Here is a 17,726-nt window from a genome sequence, read left to right as displayed (position 1 = left end):
AGCAGCCCATGAATGACAATCCGAATGCCCCCAAGTACGAATCCATAGTGTTGCGTGTGCTCTGGATGCTGGTTTTTCTGCTGGTTTGGCAAGTTGCGCAGTTAGTACTGGGCGGCCTGGTACTGGTGCAGCTGATTTATCGGCTGGTGTATGGCGCACCCAACGGCGGTCTGATGAATTTCGGTGACACGTTGAGTCAGTATTTGGCGCAAATCGGCCGCTTTGGCAGTTTTCATACTGAGCAAAAGCCTTGGCCTTTTGCTGACTGGCCTGCATCCCGAGCGCCAGAAGGTGAGGCGCCGTATGCCGAGCCTGCGTCGCAGACCAAGCAGCCATGAAGCTGTGGATTTTGCGTCATGGTGAAGCGCAACCGCACGCCCCCCGTGATGCCGAGCGCAAGCTCACCGAGCTTGGGCGTCAGCAGGTAGTGCGCAGCGCGGCCCACTTGATAGGCCAACCGCTGGATTGCATCCTGGCCAGTCCGTATGTCCGGGCTCAGCAGACGGCCGCCCTCGTGCGCGACGCGCTGGGCTTTTCTGCGGCTCTGAAAACCGTGACGTGGCTAACCCCTGAAAGTGATCCCAAGTTCGCCGTCAGCCAACTGCCGGATGCCGGTAATGTGCTGTTGGTCAGCCATCAACCCTTAGTAGGTGACCTGATCAGTCTGTTGCAGCATGGCCACTGTCGGCAGCCTCAACCTATGCACACCGCCAGCCTGGCAGAGCTCGAAGGTGAGTGGCCGCTCGCTGGCAGCCTGCACTTGCTGCATGTGTGGCACCCGTAAGCGCAGCACGTCGCATCGCTGACGAGCCCCATTCAAATACGTTCTGCGTTGATTGCCCTGAACCGGCCCGGGCAAGCGGCACGGTTGCGCCCTCGACATATTTTGTGGCAAGACTGTATGCCTCTCACCGATCAAGGACTGAGCAATGAGCGTGTGGACAACCCCGCCAGATCTGGCACATCTCAATGCACTTCGCAAAAACTCCATTTGTGAGGTGCTGGATATCACCTTCGATGCGTTCGATGACAACTCCATCACCGCGAGCATGGTGGTCGATCATCGCACCCATCAACCGTTTGGCCTGCTGCACGGTGGGGCATCGGTGGTATTGGCTGAAACCCTGGGGTCGATGGCCAGCTATATGTGCATCGACCCAAAAAAGTTTTACTGCGTAGGACTTGAAGTCAACGCCAACCACCTGCGCGGTGTGCGCAGCGGGCGAGTGAGCGCGGTCGCACGGCCTGTGCATATCGGTCGAACGACCCATGTCTGGGACATCCGTCTGACCGATGACAGTGGCAAACTCAACTGCATTTCCCGGCTGACAATTGCGGTTGTACCCCTGGGTCAAACACCCCCGCTCGCGGAGTAATCGGCCAGGGGATGGCCGTAGTGGCGTCATTGATGGCGCATACGGTCGTTGCTGTTAAGAATTTTCCTACAGACAATAAGGCTAATTCCTAGTTTGGATGCCTTATATGTCCCGGCAGATTTTCTTCGCCCATGCCAATGGCTTTCCCTCGGGCACGTACGGCAAATTGTTTGCTGCCCTGGCGCCTGACTATCGTGTGGCGCACCTGCCCCAGCACGGGCACGACCCGCGTTTCCCGGTTGACAACAACTGGCGCAACCTGGTCGACGAACTGATCTACCACCTTGAGCAGCAGGAAGGCCCGGTGCTGGGGGTGGGCCACTCATTGGGCGGCATGTTGCACTTACATGCGGCCATCCGTTGCCCGCAGCTCTACAAAGGCGTGGTAATGCTTGATTCGCCGGTCTTGACGCGTACGGATCAGTGGGTGATTCGCGCCGCCAAACGCTTTGGCCTGATTGATCGCCTGACGCCTGCCGGGCGTACCTTGGGCCGTCGTGAAGAGTTCACTGACCGCGAGGCTGCGCGCGCGTACTTCGCCGGGAAATCGCTGTTTCGCAGCTTCGATCCGGAGTGTTTCGACGCCTATCTGGAGCATGGTTTACAGACGATGGATGACCGCTTGCGCCTGAGCTTTGATCCCGCCACGGAGATCGATATCTACCGCAGCGTGCCCCACACCAGCCCGGGTCTGGTCACGCAATTGCAGGTACCGCTCACGGTGGTGCGTGGGCGCGACAGCCGGGTGGTTATGCGCCATCATGCCAAGGCCGTAGCGCGCTTGCCGCTTGGTGAAGCCTTGAGCGTGCCGGGCGGGCACATGTTCCCGCTTGAGCAGCCGCACGATACTGCCCGCTTGTTGAAGATGATTTTTAGCCGCTGGGAAGCCCGTAATTCCGGCCTTTGAGAGTGTACGCATGAGTCCCGTGGTTGAAGAGATCCGTCTGAGCCTGCCGCATATTGAACTGGCGGCGCATGTGTTCGGGCCCGAAGACGGCATTCCGGTCATTGCGCTGCATGGCTGGCTGGACAATGCCAACAGCTTTGCGCGATTAGCGCCAAAGCTACACGGATTGCGTATTGTGGCGCTGGATCTGGCCGGGCATGGCCATTCCGCCCACAGGCCGCCTGGGGCCAGTTACTCCCTGTGGGATTATGCTTTCGATGTATTGAGCGTGGCCGAACAGCTGGGCTGGGAGCGTTTTGCGCTTTTGGGCCACTCCTTGGGGGCGATTATTTCGGTGGTGGTGGCCGGTTCGTGCCCTGAGCGTGTCACGCATCTGGCGCTCATTGATGGTGTGATGCCGCACACCGGAACTCAACACAACACCGCTGAGCGCATGGGGCAGGCGCTGCAAGCCCAACTCCAGCTGAACCACAAACGCAAGTCGGTGCACAAAACCTTCGACCGTGGCGTCGAAGCGCGCATGAAAGGTATGGTCGCCGTCAGCCGCGAAGCGGCGCAGTTGTTGGCTCAACGCGGGTTGATGCCGGTGCCGGGCGGATACAGCTGGCGCAGCGACAGCCGCCTGACGCTACCCTCACCGCTGCGCCTGACCGATGAACAAGCCCTGTCTTTCGTAGAGCGTGTGAGTTGTCCTGCCACCCTGATCGTGGCCGAAGAGGGCATGCTGGCCACCCATCCCGAGCGGCTGGATAGACTACCCTTTAACCTGGAACGGTTACCCGGTGGCCATCATTTGCACATCAATGACGAATCCGGGGCAATCCTTGTTGCAGACTGTTTCAATCGGTTCTTCGCTGCTCCTTGACTTGCGGCGACCAACTGCCGAGGCTTGGCGGGTTGAAATGGGAGACAACCATGATAGATCTCTACACCGCTGCGACCCCGAGAGGCCACCCGATCTCTTTCGTAAACAGGCTGAGTCACCCTTCACCTGCGGGTGACGCGTGCCGATGAAATTGACCAATCGCTTGATCGGCGTACTGGGTTTGAGTTGCCTGAGCCCTTTGTTGTGGGCGGCCGATGTACCAGGCAGTCAGGATTTGCAGGACGTGCCACGGCTGGCTGACGCACAAATTGTCGATTACACCGTTAAGCCGGATGTCGAGCGTATCTACCCGATGGGGCCGATCCGCAAAATAAGCGGGCGCCTGCGCTTTGACGGGCAAGTGGATGCGCGGGGGCAGACCACCGCTATCACGTATGAACTTCCCACCGGCCATTCGGCCACCGAAGCCTTTACGGCTGCGCGCAAGGCGCTGCAAAACAAGAACGCTGAGTTATTGTTCTGGTGCCAGGCGCGGGACTGCGGAGAAAGCAGTCTTTGGGCCAACGAGGTGCTAGGCAACGCCAAACTGGTGGGCTCCGATGAGCAACAATCCTATCTGTTGATCCGGATGGCCGCCCCAGAGCGCAATCGATTGGTGGCGCTGTATGCCATCAACCGGGGTAACCGAAAAGGGTACCTGCACGTAGAACAGCTCGTGGCCACTACCGATCTCGGGGTCTTGTTGCCCACGCCTGCAACGCTGCAGCGTCAACTGAAAACCACCGATTCGCTGGATTTCCCGATGCTGACGCAAGCGCCCGACGCTCCATGGCTGCCGTTAATCAGCCGTGCTTTAACGCTCGATACCACCACGCGGGTCAGTTTGAGCGGCGTCAAGGCGGGTGCCTGGCGTGAGGCCCTGATCAAGAGCGGCGTGCGCGCCTCGCGTCTTGAACTGAACGACAGCGAAACCCCAGGGTTGCATATCGAGTTGCTGCGCTAAGCACTGCCCACGACGGCTACACTTCGCGTAGCCGTCGTCTTTTTGTTTTCGAATTTCTGTGGAATACACATGCTCAATAACGATCGCCTGCTGGTGCAAATCCTGCTGCTGGTGTTGTTCGGTGCCAGCCTGTGGGTCATGGCACCTTTCTGGTCGGCCCTGTTCTGGGGGGCTGTTCTGGCGTTTGCCAGCTGGCCGCTGATGCGGTTGCTGACCCGTTGGCTCAATGGTCGCGAATCATTGGCTGCTGGCATTTTGACCTTGGGGTGGATGTTGCTGGTGGCCGGGCCGCTGGTGTGGCTGGGTTTCAACTTGGCCGATCACGTGCGCGACGCCACGACGTTCGTGAAAGATGTGCAGTTGGAAGGCTTGCCCGAAGCGCCGGCATGGCTGGCTGGCATTCCGCTGGTGGGAGAACGGCTGGTGGGCATCTGGGACACCATCGATGAGCAGGGCGCTGCGATGATTGTCGCGGTCAAGCCGTACTTGGGGCAGGTGGGTAATTGGTTGCTGGCCCGCAGTGCGCAGATCGGCGGCGGGATCCTGGAGCTGACCCTCAGTATTGTCTTTGTGTTCTTTTTCTATCGTGATGGCCCGCGGCTGGCGACATTTGTACACCGTTTACTCGAACGCCTGATCGGTGAGCGCGCGTCTTACTACCAGGAACTGGTGGCGGGCACTATTCAGCGAGTGGTCAACGGGGTGATCGGCACGGCGGCGGCGCAAGCGTTGCTGGCGTTGATCGGCTTCCTGATTGCGGGCGTGCCGGGTGCGCTGGTGCTGGGCCTCGCCACGTTCCTGCTCAGCCTGATTCCAATGGGCCCGCCCTTGATCTGGATTCCGGCCACGGCATGGCTGGCCTGGAAAGGCGATTACGGGATGGCGATTTTTCTCGGTATCTGGGGCACGCTGATCATCAGCGGCGTGGACAACGTGCTCAAGCCTTACCTGATCAGCAGGGGCGGCAACCTGCCGTTGGTCATTGTGCTGCTAGGGGTGTTTGGGGGGTTGATTGCGTTCGGCTTTATCGGCCTGTTCATCGGCCCGACCTTGCTGGCGCTGGCCTACAGCCTGCTGGTGGACTGGAGCGCCAGCCATCAAAACAAAGCCCAGGGTTAAACACCCCCGCATGCAATGATGAAGGCGTGAGGCTGCGGCGCATCGCAGCCTCACACGTATGTCAGACGCTTTTCACGATTTTCCCTTCAACTTCGTCCTTCATGCGCAGCAATTCATCGCCTGCGCGTTCAATGTCAGAACGCACGCTGTGCAGTTGCTGGCGACTTTTTTCCAACAGGCGCTTGGTGGAGCTGTGGCCGGTTATGCCGCGCTTGAGTGCCATGGCACCGATGCCCACTTGGATCAGGCCGATAAACCCGCCGCGGCGAATGCCTTTGCCGAGCATGACCACGCCGCCCGCCAAAGAGCCCACGCGCTCCCAGCCCTCTACGTTTTGATACGGCACATCGTTATAGGCCGGGGATTCAATGCGCTCTACAGGATTTCTGTTGGTCATGCTCTGTCTCCAAGGGATGGTGGATACAGAGCTGACTGTCAGCGAAGGCGTGTCGTTCCCTTGAAGGGCATGTGGGGGTCAGAATTTAGGCCCTGATCGGGTGTTGTTACCCTTGGCCAAACGGTCGTAAAGCACCACGTTGACGGTGGCCGCGAGGTTCATGCAGCCGTTGGTCGGGATGTAAATCACATCCTCACACCAGTCCAGTATTTCTTTATCCAGTGAACCGTCTTCCGGCCCGAACACATACAGCGCACGATCCGGATGGGTGTACTCAGGCAAGGAGCGGGCGCCCTCTACCAGCTCCACCGCCACAGGAATGCAGCCCAGTGGCAGGATCTTTTTCAAGTCATCAATGCCAATCAGCGGAATGTCCTGATGCACTTTTTTCGTGTCGGTGACGAAGTCTCGGGCGCGTTCATAGCGCTTGCCGGTGTAGAACACTGACGCCACGTTATAGCAACCAGCCGCACGCATCACCGAGCCGACGTTTTCCGGTGATTTGGGGTTATACAAACCAATGCAGCTGTACCGTTTGTTCGCCACGTGCCCGAGCCCTTCAGAAAAAAGACGCGAGTATACGCCTGTTGAGGCTGATCCGGAGCCGCCCAGTCGGCTGCGGCTCCGGCAGGCGCGTGGCTATTCGTCCTTTTTCATCAACCCGGCCAGTGCGGCGAACGGGTTGTGGGTGGCCTTGGCCACTTTCGGGCTACTGGTCGAGCTGTCCGAAAAGTATTGCTGGTCGGTGTAGCGCGAGTGTTCGTTGTCATGGCAGTACAGGCACAACAACTCCCAGTTGGAGCCGTCCTGCGGGTTGTTGTCGTGGTTGTGGTCGCGGTGGTGCACCGTCAGCTCACTCAGGCGTTTGCCTGAGAACTCACGGGCGCAGCGGCCACACACGTGCGGGTACATTTTCAGGGCTTTGTCGCGGTAGCCCATTTCACGGTCACGCTGGGCATCGGCCAGGATGCGATCCAGCTTCGCGGTATGGGAGGGAGGGTTGGCCGAGCTCATGGGTTCACCTTTCAAGACGAATGACGGTCAGGTCGTTTAGTTTAGCTGTTGATCAGCCTTTGATTTTTTCAGCAGTCCAGATGGTATGCCGCGTGCCTTTGTTGCCGTGGGCGAAGACTTGCACTTCCTCGGCCTTGAAACCGGCCTTGCGCAGTTTGTCGGAAAACTGCCTGTCTGCGCTGGCAGACCATACCGCCAGCACGCCTTTAGGGCGCAAGGCCTTGGCGCATGCGCTTAACCCGCCAGCCGAGTACAGCCAGCTGTTGGCTTTTTGAGTCAGGCCTTCGGGGCCGTTGTCGACATCCAGCATGATGGCGTCAAACCCGTTGGGTTCGGCTTGCAGCACATTGGCCACGTCTTCCTGGCGGATCACCGTGCGCGGGTCCTGCAACGGATTGCCGGCTTTTTCGCCCAGCGGGCCGCGATTCCACTCCACCACCCCCGGCACCAGTTCCGCCACCACCACTTCGGCTGTTTTGCCCAAGTGCTTGAGAGCGGACGCCAGGGTGAAACCCATGCCCAAACCACCGATCAGCACGCGCGATTGCGGACGTCCTGCGACCTTGCGGCAGGGGATTTCAGCCAGAGCGTCTTCCGAGCCGTGCATGCGCGTGTTCATCAATTGGCCGCCGTCGCCCCCCTGGATCTTGATCACGAAGTCCTCGCCATACTCAAACAGGCACAGGGCGCCGCCGTTATCGGGGATCGGAGTGGTGTCGAGCAGAACAAAACGTTTCATGGGTATCTCATAGAAGAGGACAAAAACCGCAGGTTACGAGTAGCCTGAGGGCAGACAAGCCGGTCTGGCAACGGAGTGACTGATGAAACGTACTATTCTAACGGCCATTGCAGGGGCGGCGCTCTCGATAAGTGCAGCGCAAGCTGGCGGGTTAAGCCCGGTTCCCGTTATGCCGGTAACCCCCGCACCCGGTTCGCCCGGCACTGCGACCCCCACGCCTTATCCGCAGATTACGCCGCGGCCAGTGCCCAAGCCCGTGGCAGGCAGCGGCAGTTTGATCCCGCTGCCACCCATCGACTTGCCCCAACCGCCACCTAAAGACCAGCCCTTACCGGGGCTCGACAGCAAAGACCTGAAAATCAAGCCGGCTGCTGATTGAGCCCGGCCGCTGCAACAGGTGCGGGCTGTTGGTTAAATGCCCAGCACCTTGAACAAAAATGCGTATTCCAGCGCCACGTCGCGCAACGCCTGATAGCGTCCGCTCATACCGCCGTGGCCAGCGTCCAGTTCAGTCTTGAGCAGTAACAAATTGTCGTCTGTTTTGCTGGCGCGCAATTTTGCCACCCATTTGGCCGCCTCCCAATACTGCACGCGGCTGTCGTTGTACCCGGCAATGACCAGCATCGCGGGGTAAGCCTGTGCCCGAACGTTTTCATAAGGCGCGTACGCCTTGATTCGCTCATAGACGTCGGGCTCCTGCGGATTTCCCCATTCGTCATACTCGGTAACGGTCAACGGCAAGTCAGGGTCGAGCATGGTGTTGAGCACGTCGACAAAAGGCACCTCGGCAATGGCCGCCTTGAACAGCTCGGGGCGTTGATTGAGGACAGCACCGATCAACAGGCCGCCTGCGCTGCCGCCACTGATGACCAGTTGCTCGGCCTTGGTCAGCCCTTGAGTTATCAAATGCTCCGCGCACGCGATGAAATCGCTGAAGGTGTTGTGCTTGTTCTCCTGCTTGCCTGCGCGATACCAGGCTTCACCCAGCTCGCCGCCGCCCCGTACGTGAGCGATCGCAAACGCCACGCCGCGATCGAGCAGGCTCAGGCGCGCATGGGAGAACCACGGGTCGAGGCTTTCGCCATAGGCGCCGTAACCGTACAGGTACAGCGGCGTCGGCTGGCCAAGGGCGCTGCGCTTGACCACCAGGCTGATCGGCACCTGTGTGCCATCAGGGGCGGTAGCCCACAGGCGCTGGCTGACGTAATCGTCGGGATTGAACGGACCCAGTACCGGGGTTTCCTTGAGCACGCATTGCTCGCCAGTGCTCAGCGTCAGTTGACGCACGTGCGCGGGGCGGTTCAGCGCCTCATACCGCAGGCGGATATACGGGTTGTCAAATTCAAGACTGTCTTGCACATACAGGCTGTAAGCCGCATCGGGCAATTGCACGCGATAGGGCGTTTCACCGTGCGGGCGGATTTCGATGATCGGCAGCCCACCTTCGCGCAGGCTTAAACACAGGGCGTTGGCATTGAGGGTCAGGCCTTCGAGCATGACCTTGTCGTCGTGGGCGATCAGCAACTGCCAGGCCTCGCGGGTCGGCGTAGACCCTTGAGCGTGATACAGCGCAAAGTTGATGCCGTCCTGATTGGTGCGGATAAACCAGCTCCACTGACCTTGATACAGCCCGTGATCGACGCTGTAATCGTGGCCTTCCACACGTGGCGCGAGGCAACGGAACGGGCGTGTCGGGTGATCGGCATCCAGAACCCAGTTCTCACTGGTGGTTTTGCTGTTGAGCAGCAGGATGAGCTGGTGCTCTGAGCTGGAGCGGTAGCAATGCAGGAAAAAACGGCCATCCGGCTCGTGGAATACGTCGTGCGCGCCCGATTCTGTGAGGGTGTGGCGCAACAGTTTGTGCGGACGATGGGTGTCGTCCAGGGTTGCGAAAAACAGCGTCTGGCTGTCATTGGCCCACGTCATGCTGCCATCGCAGTCCTCGAACGGCAGCTCGGTCACCGTGCCGCTGGCGAGTTCCTTGACGAACAGGCGGTAGGTTTCTTCGCCGCTGGTGTCGAGGCTGTAAGCCAGCCGCTGATGATCCGGGCTGATGCTGAACGCGCCCAGAGATAAAAAACCGCCCTCGGCCAGCGCATTTGGGTCCAGCAGCAATTGCTCCGCTGTTTCGTCTACCTGCTGGCTGTCGTCGGCCGGACGCGGGCAACGGAAATGACGGGGGTATTCTTCCCCTGCCTGGGTGCGGGTGTAGTACAGATAAGGGCCCCAAGGCGACGGCAATGAAAGATCGGTCTCGCGAATGCGGCCCTTGATCTCCTCAAACAATGCTTCACGTCGCCCGGCTTCGTCAGCCAACTGGGCTTCCTGATACTGGTTTTCCGCTTTCAGGTAATCCAAAACCTCTTTGCTGTCGCGGTTTTGTAACCACGCATACGGGTCTGAACCTTCAAGCGTGGGTGCGACTGGAGCGCCATTTGCGTAGGTAGATTCGGTCATTTAGTGCTCTCGGAAACCTGAATGAAAAGACGCCGTGCTGACGGCGGGGCAGCCGCACTGGCTAAAAGCCGTTATCATAGCGCCTCATTGCCTGCCGACCATGGATACCATGACCGAGAACGACTATCTGATCGCCTGGGGCCTTTATGCCTTAGCCGCTTTGGGCTGCCTGCTCGTAGGGTGCCGCCTGACCCGCTTCATGTGGCGCTGGTTGCGTGAACCGTTGCGGGTGCTGATGGCCGTGCTGCTGTTCAGTCCGACCATCATTGACCCTGTCAAAGAAAAGTTTGCACCTGCGATCGCCATCACCGCCCTCGATCTGGCGTTCAAGGTGGGCAACAACGCATGGCGGGCCGTGTCCGACCTGTTGATGTACACCATCATTGCGTTTTGCCTGTACGGGCTGTTTGTGCTGATTCGCTGGCCCATTGAGCGCGCGAGCAAAGCCCGACGTGCGCAAGCGGCGGCGGCCGAGCAGGCCCGCCAACACGACCCTGAAGACGATCAGCTCTTCGGTACTGCTGGAGACGACCGCTACGGCCGTCCGGTAACGCCGCGGGTCAGCGGTACTACCCGGGTTGAACCCAGGTTGTAACTTTTTTCCGTCGAGCCTGAATGCGAGAGTGCGAGCGTGTGTGAATTACTGGGCATGAGCGCCAACGTGCCGACCGATATTGTGTTCAGCTTCACCGGCCTGATGCAACGCGGCGGGCGTACCGGCCCGCACCGCGACGGCTGGGGCATTGCATTCTACGAGGGGCGCGGGCTGCGTCTGTTTCAGGACCCGGCTGCCAGTTGCGACTCCGAAGTCGCACTGTTGGTCCAGCGCTACCCGATCAAAAGCGAAGTGGTCATTGGCCACATCCGCCAGGCCAATGTCGGCAAGGTCTGCCTGTCCAACACCCATCCGTTTGTGCGCGAACTGTGGGGGCGCAACTGGTGCTTCGCCCACAACGGTCAGTTGGCTGACTTCAATCCGGCCGTCAGTTTCTATCGGCCGATAGGCGACACCGACAGCGAGGCCGCCTTTTGCGACGTGCTTAATCGGGTACGCGAAGCGTTCCCGGAGCCGGTGGACGTCGAAACCATTCTCCCGGTGCTGGTGGCGGCGTGTGCGGAGTATCGCGGCAAAGGCGTTTTCAACTGCCTGCTCAGTGATGGCGACTGGTTGTTTTGCTATTGCTCGACCAAACTGGCGCACATCACCCGTCGAGCGCCCTTTGGCCCGGCGCGGCTTAAAGATGTCGACGTGATCGTGGATTTTCAGGCAGAAACCACCCCTAATGACGTGGTGACGGTCATCGCCACCGAACCGTTGACCGAAAACGAAACCTGGACGCGCTATGCGCCGGGCCAGTGGGGCTTGTGGCGACGCGGCGAATGCGTCAGCCAGGGCACAACCGAATAAGGATGGGCAAGCATGTTCCTGAGTTACCTGCGGTTGGTGTTGTTCACCCTGGGCTTGTTGATCGGCGTGCAAGTGCCGGGTTTTATCAATGACTACGCCAATCGTGTGGAAGCTCACCTGATTGAAGCGCAAACCGGTTTGGCCGGGTTTCAAAACACCGCCAACCAGTTTTTCAACGGCGACTTGCAAGCACTGGTGGCGCACTATCAGGCCAGCGAAGACCCTGTGTTTCGCAGCGATGCGTCAAGCCTCAATACGTTGTTGACCCGTCAACGCCTGCTGGATAACCAGTTCCAGGCCATGCAAGGGCCGTGGTACATGCGCGCCCTGCAAGTGGCATATGCGGCAGATCCTGCGATTCGTCAGGAAACCTTCGACGCATACACCTATCAGGTGCTGCTGTCGCCCACCGCCATTGGCTGGGCCATGGCCGGGGCTCTGCTGTTTTCCTTCGTCATCGAAGGGGTGTTGCGGCTCATTGATTGGGTGGTGCTGGGCGGCAAGCGTCAGCGCGAACGCATTGCGCGCCGTGAGCGCAGTTACTGAGCCTCTAAACCCGTCGTGGCTGCCTGAGCCGGCCATCGCGCACCGGCGGTTCGGTAGCCGCTAAATAGCGGCCCCCCACGGCAATCAATTTTTTTTATCCCGGTGTCCGGCTTTTATTAGTTGGACGAACAGCGTACGCCTGTCGAAAAATGTCCTACTTCTAAATTATAAAAAACACCACAGGAGCATCATCGTGAGCCGCCTGTTATTGAACTGCGACATGGGTGAAAGTTTTGGCAGCTGGACCATGGGCCTGGATGCCGAGGTGATGCCCTTCATTGATTGCGCCAACATCGCGTGCGGCTTCCATGCCGGTGATCCGGGGATCATGCGCAACACCGTGGCGCTGGCGCTGGCGCACGGGGTGCAGATCGGCGCCCATCCGGCGTATCAGGATCTGGCAGGATTCGGCCGCCGCTCCATGGCTTATACCGCGCAGGCGTTGCAAGACCTGTTGCATTACCAGATCGGCGCCCTGGATGGCATCTGCCGTGCTCAGGGCACTCGCGTCAGCTACGTCAAGCCCCACGGTGCGCTCTACAACGACATGATGGCCAACCCCGAGCAGTTGCGCGCGGTGATGCAGGCTGTTGCGGCCTACGACGCGAGCCTGCCGCTGATGCTGATGGCGACCCGTGATAACAGCGTCGCACACGCCATCGGCGATGAGTTTGGCGTCACCCTGTGGTTTGAAGCGTTTGCCGATCGCGCCTATGACGCGGCCGGGCACCTGGTCTCGCGTCAACTGCCGGGCGCGGTGCACCACGAGCCGCAGCGGATCGTTCAGCAAGCGTTGACCCTCGCCGCAGGCCAACCGCTGACAGCGATTGATGGCAGCCCCTTGCACCTGCACGCTCACACGTTGTGCGTGCATGGCGACAACGCCAGTTCGGTGGCCGCCGTGCAGCACATCCGTATGGCCCTCAACGGGCAATCGGCATGAAGCCGCGTATTGAGGTGGTAGCCATCGACTGCCTGATGTTGCGGCTGTTCGACGAGATTGCTGAACACAACATGCCGTGGATGCTGGCCGCCACAGAGCGGGTGCGCAGCGGCTTTGCAGGTTTTCTGATCGATCTGGTGCCGTCCTACACCACGTTGATGATTCACTACGACGGGCTGGCGCTGAGCCCGGCCCAGGCGCGCGAACTCATTCATCAAGCAATGACCGACCTGCAACCCGAAACCCGGGACCGTGGCCAATGCCATGTGTTGCCGGTGTGGTACGACCTGAGCGTCGGGCCCGAACTGACGTTGCTGGCGCAGCGCACGGGGTGGTCGCAGCGCGAAGTGATTCGCCGTCACAGCGAGCGTCCGTATCAGGTGTTCGCGCTGGGGTTCGCCCCCGGTTTTGCCTTCATGGGGCTGGTGGACGAGCTGCTGGCTGCGCCACGCCTCAACACACCGCGTAAACGGGTGGCAGCGGGCAGTGTCGGGATTGCCGAACGCCAGACGGCGGCCTATCCGGCCCAGTCGCCCGGCGGCTGGAACCTCATCGGGCGCACGCCGGTCAGGCTGTTTGACCGGGAGCGAGAGGGGTACAGCCTGTTGCAACCCGGCGACCGCGTGCAGTTCGAGCCAATCAGTCATAGCGAATTCATCCGCCTGGGCGGCGACGACACCCCACAGGAGCCCTTGGCATGAGCCAATTGTTGATTCAGGCCAGCACCCCGTTATGCCAGTTGCAGGATGCAGGGCGTTTTGGGGTCCGGCATTTGGGCGTGACCCAAGGCGGTGCGGCCGATTGGCAGTCGATGACGTGGGCCAACTGGCTGTTGGGCAATGAGCTGGAGGCAGCGGTGATTGAAATCACCCTGGGCGGTTTTAGCGTAATGGCTCAGTGCGATTGCACGTTAGCGCTGGCGGGCGCGGACCTGGCCGCCACTGTGGATGGCCAGCCGCTCAAACCGTGGCGCAGTTTCAGCCTGCGCCAGGGGCAGACCCTGTGTTTCGCGCAGCCACTCGACGGTGCTCGAGCCTACCTGGCCGCGCCGGGAGGCTTCGACGCGCCGCGTGTGTTGGGCAGTTGCGCCACGGTCGCCCGGGAGCAGTTGGGTGGGCCGGATGGCAGGGGGAATGCGCTGGAGAAAGGCGCCGAACTGGGCTTCAGGGACGCCCGGTCGGCATTACGTGAAATGAATCACGCCTGGATTCCCGCGTTCACCGGCGCCCCGTTGCTGGACATGATCATGGGCGCACAGATCGGCGATTTCAGCGGGCAAAGCACGTTCGACGCCTTCAATTGCCCGTGGGTGCTCGACAGCCGCGCCGACCGCATGGGCATCCGTTTGCTGGGGCCGACGCTGGTGTATCAAGGGCCACCGATGATTTCCGAAGGGATTGCGTTGGGGGCGGTGCAAGTGCCGCCAGATGGCCAGCCCATCGTGTTACTCAATGACCGACAAACCATTGGTGGCTACCCGCGACTGGGGGCATTGACGCCGCTCTCATTGGCGCGGCTGGCACAATGTTTGCCGGGGCAACGTGTGTCGCTGCACCCGACCACGCAGGAAGCCGCGCAGCGCCAACAGGTGGAATGGATGCAGCGCGTCAAGCGCGTCTGAACTTCACCCCGGCGAGGAGGGTGCGTTGCTTCATTTCGCCAAAAAACGCATCCCTTCTTCTAGCCCCTCCAGCGTCAGCGGGTACATGCGGTCTTCAATCAAATCCCGCACGATGCGTGTTGAGGCGGTGTAGTTCCACGTGTCTTTGGGGTACGGGTTGATCCAGATGAGCTTTTTATATTTCTCCATAAAACGCTGCATCCACAGGTAACCCGGTTCTTCGTTCCAGTGCTCCACGCTCCCCCCGGCATGGGTGATTTCGTAAGGGCCCATGGCCGCGTCGCCAATAAAGATCACTTTGTAATCAGCGCCGTATTTGTGCAGCACGTCCTGGGTGGCAATGCGCTCAACCTGACGCCGCTGGTTGTTCTTCCACACCGATTCATAAATGAAGTTATGGAAGTAGTAGTACTCCAGGTGTTTGAACTCAGTCTTGCAGGCTGAGAACAGCTCTTCGCAGATCTGTACATGGGAGTCCATCGAGCCGCCAATGTCGAACAGCAACAGCAGCTTGATGGAGTTGCGCCGCTGCGCACGCATCTGGATATTCAGCAGGCCGGCGTCGCGGGCGGTGTGGTCGATGGTGCCGTCGATGTCCAGTTCATCTGCCGCGCCTTGGCGTGCGAATTTTCGCAAGCGGCGTAGCGCGACTTTGATGTTGCGCGTGCCCAACTCGACCTGATCGTCGAGGTTTTTATACTCACGCTGTTCCCAGACTTTTGCCGCCTTGCCCTGGCGCGCTCCGGCATCACCGACGCGAATGCCTTCGGGGTGGTAGCCACCTGAACCGAACGGGCTGGTACCGCCGGTGCCGATCCACTTGTTACCCCCGGCGTGGCGTTCCTTTTGCTCTTCCAGGCGCTGCTTGAAGGCTTCGATGAGCTTGTCCAGGCCCCCCAACGACTGGATCTGCGCACGCTCTTCATCGCTCAACGAGCGCTCGAACTCTTTGCGCAGCCATTCGTCTGGAATCAAGGCTTCAAGGTGTTCATTGAGGGTTTGCAGCCCGTTGAAATAAGCACCGAAGGCGCGATCAAACTTATCGTAGTGGCGCTCGTCCTTGACCAGAATGGTGCGCGCCAAAAAGTAAAATTCGTCCATGTCGGCGAAGGTCACCCGGTGTTTGAGCGCATTGATCAGGTCCAGCAGCTCACGCACCGAGACCGGCACCTTGGCTGCGCGCATTTCATTGAACAGATTCAGCAACATGCTTATCGCCTCGGGTCCATCAACGATTGCCGCGACGGCTCATGAACGCCAGGCGCTCAAGCAATTGCACGTCCTGCTCGTTTTTCACCAGCGCGCCCGCCAGCGGCGGGATGGCCTTGGTCGGATCACGCTCGCGCAATACCGCTTCGCCAATGTTGTCGGCCATTAGCAGCTTGAGCCAATCCACCAGCTCCGAAGTCGACGGTTTTTTCTTCAGGCCGGGCACTTTGCGCACATCGAAGAACACGTCGAGCGCCTCGCTGACCAGTTCTTTCTTGATGTCGGGGAAATGCACGTCGACGATTTTTTGCAGGGTGGTGCGGTCCGGGAAGCTGATGTAGTGGAAGAAGCAGCGGCGCAGGAAGGCGTCCGGCAGCTCTTTCTCGTTGTTGGAGGTAATGATGATGATCGGGCGCACCTTGGCTTTGATCGTTTCGTCGGTCTCGTAAACGTAGAACTCCATCTTGTCGAGTTCTTGCAGCAAGTCATTGGGGAACTCGATATCGGCCTTGTCGATTTCGTCGATCAGCAAAATCACCCGTTCTTCGGCCTCAAAGGCTTCCCACAATTTCCCTTTTTTCAGGTAATTGCGCACGTCGTGGACTTTGTCGACGCCCAGTTGGGAGTCGCGCAGGCGGCTTACCGCATCGTATTCATACAGGCCCTGATGGGCTTTGGTGGTGGACTTGATGTGCCAGGTGATGAGCTTGCAACCGAAGGACTCGGCCAGTTGCTCGGCCAGCATGGTCTTGCCGGTGCCGGGCTCGCCTTTGACCAGCAGCGGGCGTTCCAGGGTGATGGCCGCGTTGACCGCCAGCTTCAGGTCATCAGTGGCCACGTAGGCGCGGGTACCTTCAAACTTCATCTGCACATCCTCAAACCATAACCCCGGTCTGCACAGGGCAGGGCGGGTGACTAATAAAAAAGCAGGTCCGACTATAACGCGGCACCCGCGTTGCGTGAACGCAAACGCCTCATTCAGTCTGTGAACGGGCCGTCACGGCATGACTGGACGCACGCGAACACGAAGCCTACCCTTGAAGCCTTTCCGAAAAGTGCATAAGGGACCCCCCGTCATGAGTCGCATTTTTGCAGATAACGCTCAATCCATCGGTAATACGCCGCTGGTACAGATCAACCGCATCGGGCCCCGTGGCGTCACTATTCTGGCCAAGATCGAAGGGCGCAACCCGGGGTATTCGGTTAAATGCCGGATAGGCGCCAACATGATCTGGGACGCCGAGAGTCGCGGTGTGCTCAAGCCAGGCATGACCATCATCGAGCCCACGTCGGGCAATACCGGTATCGGCTTGGCCTTTGTGGCCGCTGCACGCGGTTACAAACTGATGCTGACCATGCCTTCATCCATGAGCCTTGAGCGTCGCAAAGTGCTCAAGGCGCTGGGTGCCGAGCTGGTGCTCACTGAACCGGCCAAAGGCATGAAAGGCGCCATCGACAAGGCTGCTGAAATCCTGGCCAGCGACCCATCGAAATACTTTATGCCCCAACAATTCGAAAACCCGGCCAACCCTGCAATCCACGAAAAAACCACTGGCCCTGAAATCTGGAACGACACCGATGGGCGTGTCGATGTACTGGTGTCAGGCGTGGGCACGGGCGGCACGATTACGGGTATTTCGCGGTATATCAAGCACACACTGGGTCAACCGCTGATGTCAGTTGCCGTTGAACCCATCACTTCGCCAGTCATCACCCAGGCGCTGGCCGGTCAGGCAATTCAGCCTGCGCCGCACAAAATCCAGGGCATCGGTGCCGGTTTTGTGCCGAAAAACCTCGACCTGTCGATCGTCGATCAGGTCGAACTGGTCAGTGACGATGAGTCCAAGGTGATGGCGCGGCGCCTGATGGATGAAGAAGGCATCCTGTGCGGCATCTCCTGCGGTGCGGCCATGGCGGTGGCCGTGCGTATGGCTGAAAAGCCGGAAATGCAGGGCAAAACCATTGTCGTGATCCTGCCGGATTCGGGCGAACGTTACCTGTCGAGCTTCTTGTTCAGCGACCTGTTCAGTGAGCAGGAACTCGAGCAGTAAGACGCACTGTAGTTGCTGTTGCAGGCTGCGAAGGGGGAGTGCAAAGCGTTCTTGTGCACGCATCGCACCTTTCGCACCCTGCGTCTGCAACGGGCTTTGCCTGACTCACA

The 17,726-nt window shown here is 59.7% G+C and carries 22 protein-coding genes; 15 read left to right on the top strand and 7 right to left on the bottom strand.

What is annotated here, in order from left to right; all coding sequences use genetic code 11:
* Positions 1-8 precede the first annotated feature (8 nt).
* From CJF39_RS04670 to CJF39_RS04640, 7 genes are all read left to right on the top strand, one after another.
* Positions 9-338 (top strand): DUF4389 domain-containing protein, encoded by a 330-nt coding sequence (locus CJF39_RS04670; RefSeq protein WP_094992372.1) that lies wholly within the window; start codon positions 9-11, stop codon positions 336-338.
* Positions 335-784: a phosphohistidine phosphatase SixA gene (gene sixA / locus CJF39_RS04665; RefSeq protein ID WP_094992371.1), complete on the top strand. Its 450-nt coding sequence runs from the start codon at positions 335-337 to the stop codon at positions 782-784. Before CJF39_RS04670 ends, sixA begins: the two co-directional genes overlap by 4 nt.
* A 145-nt stretch (positions 785-929) precedes the next feature.
* Entirely contained in the window at positions 930-1,376 is a 447-nt protein-coding gene (locus CJF39_RS04660; RefSeq protein ID WP_094992370.1) for a hotdog fold thioesterase, read from the top strand.
* 106 nt (positions 1,377-1,482) lie between these two features.
* Positions 1,483-2,283 carry an alpha/beta fold hydrolase gene (locus CJF39_RS04655; RefSeq protein WP_094992369.1) on the top strand — a complete coding sequence of 267 codons (801 nt, stop codon included), beginning with the start codon at positions 1,483-1,485 and terminating at the stop codon, positions 2,281-2,283.
* A 10-nt stretch (positions 2,284-2,293) separates the two neighbouring features.
* Positions 2,294-3,148, top strand: coding sequence for an alpha/beta fold hydrolase (locus tag CJF39_RS04650; RefSeq protein WP_094992368.1), 855 nt, complete (start codon positions 2,294-2,296; stop codon positions 3,146-3,148).
* Positions 3,149-3,293: 145 nt separating this feature from the next.
* Positions 3,294-4,112: a DUF4892 domain-containing protein gene (locus CJF39_RS04645; RefSeq protein WP_094992367.1), complete on the top strand. Its 819-nt coding sequence runs from the start codon at positions 3,294-3,296 to the stop codon at positions 4,110-4,112.
* 69 nt (positions 4,113-4,181) lie between these two features.
* Positions 4,182-5,231 (top strand): AI-2E family transporter, encoded by a 1,050-nt coding sequence (locus CJF39_RS04640; RefSeq protein WP_094992366.1) that lies wholly within the window; start codon positions 4,182-4,184, stop codon positions 5,229-5,231.
* Between the two features lie 61 nt (positions 5,232-5,292).
* On the opposite strand, the gene CJF39_RS04635 is transcribed toward CJF39_RS04640, so the two are convergent.
* From CJF39_RS04635 to CJF39_RS04620, 4 genes are all read right to left on the bottom strand, one after another.
* A complete protein-coding gene (locus tag CJF39_RS04635) occupies positions 5,293-5,628 on the bottom strand; it encodes a DUF2892 domain-containing protein (RefSeq protein ID WP_094992365.1) in 336 nt (111 codons plus the stop codon).
* Positions 5,629-5,706: 78 nt separating this feature from the next.
* The gene (locus tag CJF39_RS04630; RefSeq protein ID WP_047276062.1) at positions 5,707-6,174 is read right to left on the bottom strand and encodes an RNA methyltransferase; all 468 of its coding nucleotides are present in this window, start codon (positions 6,172-6,174) and stop codon (positions 5,707-5,709) included.
* A gap of 93 nt (positions 6,175-6,267) precedes the next feature.
* Positions 6,268-6,642 (bottom strand): YajD family HNH nuclease, encoded by a 375-nt coding sequence (locus tag CJF39_RS04625; protein ID WP_094992364.1) that lies wholly within the window; start codon positions 6,640-6,642, stop codon positions 6,268-6,270.
* A 52-nt stretch (positions 6,643-6,694) separates the two neighbouring features.
* Positions 6,695-7,381: a spermidine synthase gene (locus CJF39_RS04620; protein WP_094992363.1), complete on the bottom strand. Its 687-nt coding sequence runs from the start codon at positions 7,379-7,381 to the stop codon at positions 6,695-6,697.
* Between the two features lie 82 nt (positions 7,382-7,463).
* Between CJF39_RS04620 and CJF39_RS04615 the strand changes: the two genes are divergently transcribed.
* Positions 7,464-7,760: a hypothetical protein gene (locus CJF39_RS04615; RefSeq protein ID WP_094992362.1), complete on the top strand. Its 297-nt coding sequence runs from the start codon at positions 7,464-7,466 to the stop codon at positions 7,758-7,760.
* 32 nt (positions 7,761-7,792) lie between these two features.
* Here CJF39_RS04615 and CJF39_RS04610 read toward each other — a convergent pair whose 3' ends face one another.
* Positions 7,793-9,838: a S9 family peptidase gene (locus CJF39_RS04610; RefSeq protein ID WP_094992361.1), complete on the bottom strand. Its 2,046-nt coding sequence runs from the start codon at positions 9,836-9,838 to the stop codon at positions 7,793-7,795.
* Between the two features lie 100 nt (positions 9,839-9,938).
* On the opposite strand from CJF39_RS04610, the gene CJF39_RS04605 reads away from it, so the two are divergent.
* From CJF39_RS04605 to CJF39_RS04580, 6 genes are all read left to right on the top strand, one after another.
* The gene (locus tag CJF39_RS04605; RefSeq protein WP_094992392.1) at positions 9,939-10,433 is read left to right on the top strand and encodes an MFS transporter; all 495 of its coding nucleotides are present in this window, start codon (positions 9,939-9,941) and stop codon (positions 10,431-10,433) included.
* A gap of 36 nt (positions 10,434-10,469) precedes the next feature.
* Positions 10,470-11,246, top strand: coding sequence for a class II glutamine amidotransferase (locus tag CJF39_RS04600; RefSeq protein WP_094992360.1), 777 nt, complete (start codon positions 10,470-10,472; stop codon positions 11,244-11,246).
* 12 nt (positions 11,247-11,258) lie between these two features.
* Positions 11,259-11,792: a DUF2937 family protein gene (locus tag CJF39_RS04595; RefSeq protein WP_094992359.1), complete on the top strand. Its 534-nt coding sequence runs from the start codon at positions 11,259-11,261 to the stop codon at positions 11,790-11,792.
* 193 nt (positions 11,793-11,985) lie between these two features.
* Positions 11,986-12,735: a 5-oxoprolinase subunit PxpA gene (locus CJF39_RS04590; protein WP_094992358.1), complete on the top strand. Its 750-nt coding sequence runs from the start codon at positions 11,986-11,988 to the stop codon at positions 12,733-12,735.
* Positions 12,732-13,436 carry a 5-oxoprolinase subunit B family protein gene (locus tag CJF39_RS04585; RefSeq protein WP_094992357.1) on the top strand — a complete coding sequence of 235 codons (705 nt, stop codon included), beginning with the start codon at positions 12,732-12,734 and terminating at the stop codon, positions 13,434-13,436. The genes CJF39_RS04590 and CJF39_RS04585 overlap by 4 nt, the downstream gene beginning before the upstream one ends.
* Complete coding sequence (locus CJF39_RS04580) at positions 13,433-14,356, top strand: biotin-dependent carboxyltransferase family protein (protein ID WP_094992356.1); 924 nt, start codon at positions 13,433-13,435, stop codon at positions 14,354-14,356. Before CJF39_RS04585 ends, CJF39_RS04580 begins: the two co-directional genes overlap by 4 nt.
* Before the next feature lie 30 nt (positions 14,357-14,386).
* Here CJF39_RS04580 and CJF39_RS04575 read toward each other — a convergent pair whose 3' ends face one another.
* Positions 14,387-15,565 carry a vWA domain-containing protein gene (locus tag CJF39_RS04575; RefSeq protein WP_094992355.1) on the bottom strand — a complete coding sequence of 393 codons (1,179 nt, stop codon included), beginning with the start codon at positions 15,563-15,565 and terminating at the stop codon, positions 14,387-14,389.
* 19 nt (positions 15,566-15,584) lie between these two features.
* Complete coding sequence (locus CJF39_RS04570) at positions 15,585-16,430, bottom strand: AAA family ATPase (protein WP_094992354.1); 846 nt, start codon at positions 16,428-16,430, stop codon at positions 15,585-15,587.
* A gap of 211 nt (positions 16,431-16,641) precedes the next feature.
* Here CJF39_RS04570 and cysK point away from each other — a divergent pair, with 211 nt between their 5' ends.
* The gene (gene cysK / locus CJF39_RS04565; RefSeq protein WP_094992353.1) at positions 16,642-17,616 is read left to right on the top strand and encodes a cysteine synthase A; all 975 of its coding nucleotides are present in this window, start codon (positions 16,642-16,644) and stop codon (positions 17,614-17,616) included.
* Positions 17,617-17,726: the final 110 nt, after the last annotated feature.

This window comes from Pseudomonas lundensis, assembly GCF_002269125.1.
GTDB classification, from domain to species: Bacteria; Pseudomonadota; Gammaproteobacteria; order Pseudomonadales; family Pseudomonadaceae; genus Aquipseudomonas; species Aquipseudomonas lundensis_A.
The sequence above is the reverse complement of the archived record's forward strand: the minus strand, read 5'-3'. Positions and strand labels throughout refer to the sequence as shown.

Excerpts from the sequence above, each read along its gene's own strand:
- CJF39_RS04645 (WP_094992367.1), top strand. The coding sequence starts at position 3,294 with ATGAAATTGACCAATCGCTTGATCGGCGTACTGGGTTTGAGTTGCCTG.
- CJF39_RS04620 (WP_094992363.1), bottom strand. The coding sequence starts at position 7,381 with ATGAAACGTTTTGTTCTGCTCGACACCACTCCGATCCCCGATAACGGC.
- CJF39_RS04655 (WP_094992369.1), top strand. The coding sequence starts at position 1,483 with ATGTCCCGGCAGATTTTCTTCGCCCATGCCAATGGCTTTCCCTCGGGC.
- sixA (WP_094992371.1), top strand. The coding sequence starts at position 335 with ATGAAGCTGTGGATTTTGCGTCATGGTGAAGCGCAACCGCACGCCCCC.
- CJF39_RS04640 (WP_094992366.1), top strand. The coding sequence starts at position 4,182 with ATGCTCAATAACGATCGCCTGCTGGTGCAAATCCTGCTGCTGGTGTTG.
- CJF39_RS04585 (WP_094992357.1), top strand. The coding sequence starts at position 12,732 with ATGAAGCCGCGTATTGAGGTGGTAGCCATCGACTGCCTGATGTTGCGG.
- CJF39_RS04670 (WP_094992372.1), top strand. The coding sequence starts at position 9 with ATGAATGACAATCCGAATGCCCCCAAGTACGAATCCATAGTGTTGCGT.
- CJF39_RS04575 (WP_094992355.1), bottom strand. The coding sequence starts at position 15,565 with ATGTTGCTGAATCTGTTCAATGAAATGCGCGCAGCCAAGGTGCCGGTC.
- CJF39_RS04625 (WP_094992364.1), bottom strand. The coding sequence starts at position 6,642 with ATGAGCTCGGCCAACCCTCCCTCCCATACCGCGAAGCTGGATCGCATC.
- CJF39_RS04660 (WP_094992370.1), top strand. The coding sequence starts at position 930 with ATGAGCGTGTGGACAACCCCGCCAGATCTGGCACATCTCAATGCACTT.
- CJF39_RS04580 (WP_094992356.1), top strand. The coding sequence starts at position 13,433 with ATGAGCCAATTGTTGATTCAGGCCAGCACCCCGTTATGCCAGTTGCAG.
- CJF39_RS04610 (WP_094992361.1), bottom strand. The coding sequence starts at position 9,838 with ATGACCGAATCTACCTACGCAAATGGCGCTCCAGTCGCACCCACGCTT.
- CJF39_RS04650 (WP_094992368.1), top strand. The coding sequence starts at position 2,294 with ATGAGTCCCGTGGTTGAAGAGATCCGTCTGAGCCTGCCGCATATTGAA.
- CJF39_RS04605 (WP_094992392.1), top strand. The coding sequence starts at position 9,939 with ATGGATACCATGACCGAGAACGACTATCTGATCGCCTGGGGCCTTTAT.
- CJF39_RS04615 (WP_094992362.1), top strand. The coding sequence starts at position 7,464 with ATGAAACGTACTATTCTAACGGCCATTGCAGGGGCGGCGCTCTCGATA.
- CJF39_RS04595 (WP_094992359.1), top strand. The coding sequence starts at position 11,259 with ATGTTCCTGAGTTACCTGCGGTTGGTGTTGTTCACCCTGGGCTTGTTG.
- CJF39_RS04635 (WP_094992365.1), bottom strand. The coding sequence starts at position 5,628 with ATGACCAACAGAAATCCTGTAGAGCGCATTGAATCCCCGGCCTATAAC.
- CJF39_RS04570 (WP_094992354.1), bottom strand. The coding sequence starts at position 16,430 with ATGAAGTTTGAAGGTACCCGCGCCTACGTGGCCACTGATGACCTGAAG.
- cysK (WP_094992353.1), top strand. The coding sequence starts at position 16,642 with ATGAGTCGCATTTTTGCAGATAACGCTCAATCCATCGGTAATACGCCG.